Raw genomic sequence first — 3130 nt, 5'->3', positions numbered from 1 at the left:
CAAATTAGGGTCAAAATTTGTTTTAGTCACCGATCGCTGAAACTCATTTCTAGAGATAGTTTTAGAGATCGGTGGCACTATTTTACAGTCATCCTGATTACACCCCCAATACAGGTCTACATAGTCGGTATTGAGGCGACGCAAAGATCCTTCCAGAGCGACCGAGGGTGCGGTAGATATTGAGACTCATTTAGATTCTTTCCTAATTAAAATAAGATCGGTGGCAGTAGCGGAGCCTATCTCTTAGACAATCTTCAGATAAAACACCTTTGTTCGATACCTAAAATGTACTGGCTGTCGGACGGACGACGATCTCATTGACATCGACATCATCAGGCTGCGATACAGCGAATAAGACCGCTCTGGCAATCGCCTCTGGTTTGAGTGCAGTTTTGCGGAGTTCTTTCAAAAAGCCTTTTGATCTGGAGTTTAGCATAAGTTATTTGACATTTGACACGACGGAGGATTGCCACCAGTTGTGCAACTCGATCGACTTCTGGATTGAGTAATCGCGTACAACCGTAAAATCAACAACAAAAAGCAGATGAAACAACTTCCTTACTGGCTGCAAGGATTGAACAATCCGATCTTTGCTAGATTGTATCTGGCTCAAACCATCAATCTCGTAGGCGACGCGCTGACTTGGGTAGGGTTAGCATTGTTGGCGTTTGAGTTAGCAGGAGCGCAGGCGGGAACGGTTTTGGCTGGGGCACTGACGCTTCGGGTGACGGCGTTTGTCGTATTGTCGCCGATTGCTGGTGCGATCGCGGATCGAGTCGATCGCAAACGATTAATGGTGACAACTCACTTGGCACGAATGGCGATCGTCTGTCTGTTGCCGTTTGTCACTCAGGTTTGGCAAATTTATGCGATCGTGCTGTCGCTAAATGTATTTTATGCCTTCTTTGCACCGACTTATACGGCAACTATTCCACTGGTAACGACCGAAGCAGAACGAGCTGGGGCGATCGCCTTATCTAGTGCAACTTATCAGCTTTTGGGCGTGTTAGGGCCTGGTTTAGCTGGCAGTATCGCGGCATTTGTGGGTACCAGACAAGTCTTTTTTCTCGACGGCATCACCTTTTTAATCGCCACAATCCTGATTGTGACACTGCCAGGGCAACTGATGGTGAATCAGCATCAACAGACAGCGAGAACTGTTAACAGAACGTTAGAAGATATTCGGCTGGGCACGGTTTGTCTGTTCCTCGATCCGCCGATTCGCTATGCACTAGTACTACAATTCGTGGCGGCGATCGCGGGTGCCGAAATTCTCGTGAATCTGGGCGGATTATTATTACTGTGGGCGATCGCCGGAGTCGGACAAACGCTAGTAAATGTGCCCACTCAGACTTTAATTGCTAATCGAGTTGCAGTTGAAGTGCAGGGACGGGTTTATGGTGCCCATTTTGCCTGGAGTCATCTTTGGTGGGCGTTAGCTTATCCACTAGCGGGGTGGCTGGGTAGTAATTCGCCAACGCATAATTTTTTCTACACTAGCTTAATCGGTGCTGGATTATTAGTCTTGGTGTATCTAGCTTTCAAGCCTTGGAAACTCACCGATCTACAAGGTGGACTGTGGCACGAACACGAGCATCTTCACGATGACGAACAACATTCACACATACATTCACCCACTTTAACTACCCAAAGCCCTCACCATCACCTACACTTTCATCCCGTCACGCACCAATAGTGCGATCTCGATCGGTAGTTTTGGATGCCCCCTGACTTAAATTTATGTCACGGCGACTCAGGACTTGCTACTATTTAGATAACCTACTAATCATTTCGGTACAAATCGATCTTTACACCATTATTTTCTCCACCTCTACCTTGAAATTTTAAATAACTTTTATCGATCTAAATTATCATGGATTCAAAAACGCATTGGGAGACAGTTTACCAAGCAAAAGCTGCCAATGAGGTAAGTTGGTATCGAGCGCACCTCGACAAGTCCCTAGCACTAATCGAACGTGCTGCCCCAGATCTTAATGCTGCAATAATTGATATTGGTGGTGGTGAAGCAACATTAGTTGATGACTTAATCGAGAGAGGATACCAGCACCTAAATGTTTTGGATATTTCGCAAGCAGCGATAGATACTACTAGACAACGATTGGGCACAGTAGCAGAGCGAATCAACTGGATAGTTGCCGATATTGTAACAGCAGATCTACCATCGCAACAGTATGATGTTTGGCACGATCGAGCGGTATTTCATTTTCTCACCCTACCAGCACAACGAGTAGCCTATGTTCGACAAGTTTTGGATGCAGTTAATCCTGGTGGTCATGTAATTATTGCGACTTTTGGTTTAGATGGGCCAGAAAAGTGCAGTGGATTGGAAATTGTGCGTTATGATGCCGGATCGCTACAAGCAGAATTTGGCGATCGATTCCAGTTATTAGAGGCTAGTATGGAATTACACAAAACGCCATTTGATACGACTCAACAATTTCTATATTGCCACTTCTTGATTACCATTACTTAATTGCAACTCCTTGATAAAAATATCCGCCAATTTTAGGTGTGTTAGGGCTGTAAAATTCCCGAACATCTAAATTATTAAACTGTTTAGCAATTAGTAGACGAATCGGGCGATCGAGATGACAGCCATCACCGATTACTTTCTGAATCGGAGTGATTCGATGTTGCCAAGTTTGAATATTTGGCTCATTGCTCAATCCGTGTTCGATAAATAGGAATTTACCACCTGGTTTCAGTACGCGGTGAATTTCAGCGATCGCTGTTTCTACCTGTTTGATACTGCACAGTGTCCAAGTACTAACTACCGTATCGAATGTATCATCTGCCATCGATAATTTTTCTCCATTTAGCACCTGATAATCTACCTCGATTGAACTAGCTGCTATCCGCTTTTGCGCGAGTTTATTCATCCCTGGATTGACATCAACAGTGGTAATTTTCTCTACTCGGCTTTGCGGGTAATACGCTAAATTTAAACCAGTTCCAAAACCAATTTCGAGTACCGATCCTACTGCATCGGCGAGGACTATCTGCCGATAGTTGGCAAAATCCTCCCCAGACATTACTCGGTCGATTAAAGTGGGAAAAATTAGTCGGGAATAAATATTCATAATAATAAAGAGTTTATTGACAATTGCCC

The 3130-nt window shown here is 44.5% G+C and carries 3 protein-coding genes and 1 pseudogene; 2 read left to right on the top strand and 2 right to left on the bottom strand.

Annotated features, from left to right (window positions below; genetic code table 11):
• Positions 1–280: 280 nt before the first annotated feature.
• Positions 281–421, bottom strand: a pseudogene (locus RMO52_RS07840) (oxidoreductase); the annotation flags it as partial.
• A 123-nt stretch (positions 422–544) separates the two neighbouring features.
• Between RMO52_RS07840 and RMO52_RS07835 the strand changes: the two are divergent.
• On the top strand, positions 545–1696 hold the full coding sequence (locus RMO52_RS07835; protein ID WP_310412626.1) for an MFS transporter: 1152 nt from the start codon (positions 545–547) through the stop codon (positions 1694–1696).
• 177 nt (positions 1697–1873) lie between these two features.
• Positions 1874–2494, top strand: a complete 621-nt coding sequence (locus RMO52_RS07830) for a class I SAM-dependent methyltransferase (protein WP_310412623.1) — start codon at positions 1874–1876, stop codon at positions 2492–2494.
• Here the strand turns inward: RMO52_RS07830 and RMO52_RS07825 are convergent.
• A complete protein-coding gene (locus tag RMO52_RS07825; RefSeq protein WP_396134917.1) occupies positions 2487–3101 on the bottom strand; it encodes a class I SAM-dependent methyltransferase in 615 nt (204 codons plus the stop codon). The two genes, RMO52_RS07830 and RMO52_RS07825, sit on opposite strands and share 8 nt — an antisense overlap.
• Positions 3102–3130 lie beyond the last annotated feature (29 nt).

The organism is Chamaesiphon sp. OTE_8_metabat_110 (assembly GCF_031382685.1).
GTDB lineage: Bacteria > Cyanobacteriota > Cyanobacteriia > Cyanobacteriales > Chamaesiphonaceae > Chamaesiphon.
The sequence above is the reverse complement of the archived record's forward strand: the minus strand, read 5'-3'. Positions and strand labels throughout refer to the sequence as shown.

What these genes read in the sequence shown, in the direction of transcription:
- RMO52_RS07825 (WP_396134917.1), bottom strand. Translation starts at nt 3,101, where the DNA reads ATGAATATTTATTCCCGACTAATTTTTCCCACTTTAATCGACCGAGTA.
- RMO52_RS07835 (WP_310412626.1), top strand. Translation starts at nt 545, where the DNA reads ATGAAACAACTTCCTTACTGGCTGCAAGGATTGAACAATCCGATCTTT.
- RMO52_RS07830 (WP_310412623.1), top strand. Translation starts at nt 1,874, where the DNA reads ATGGATTCAAAAACGCATTGGGAGACAGTTTACCAAGCAAAAGCTGCC.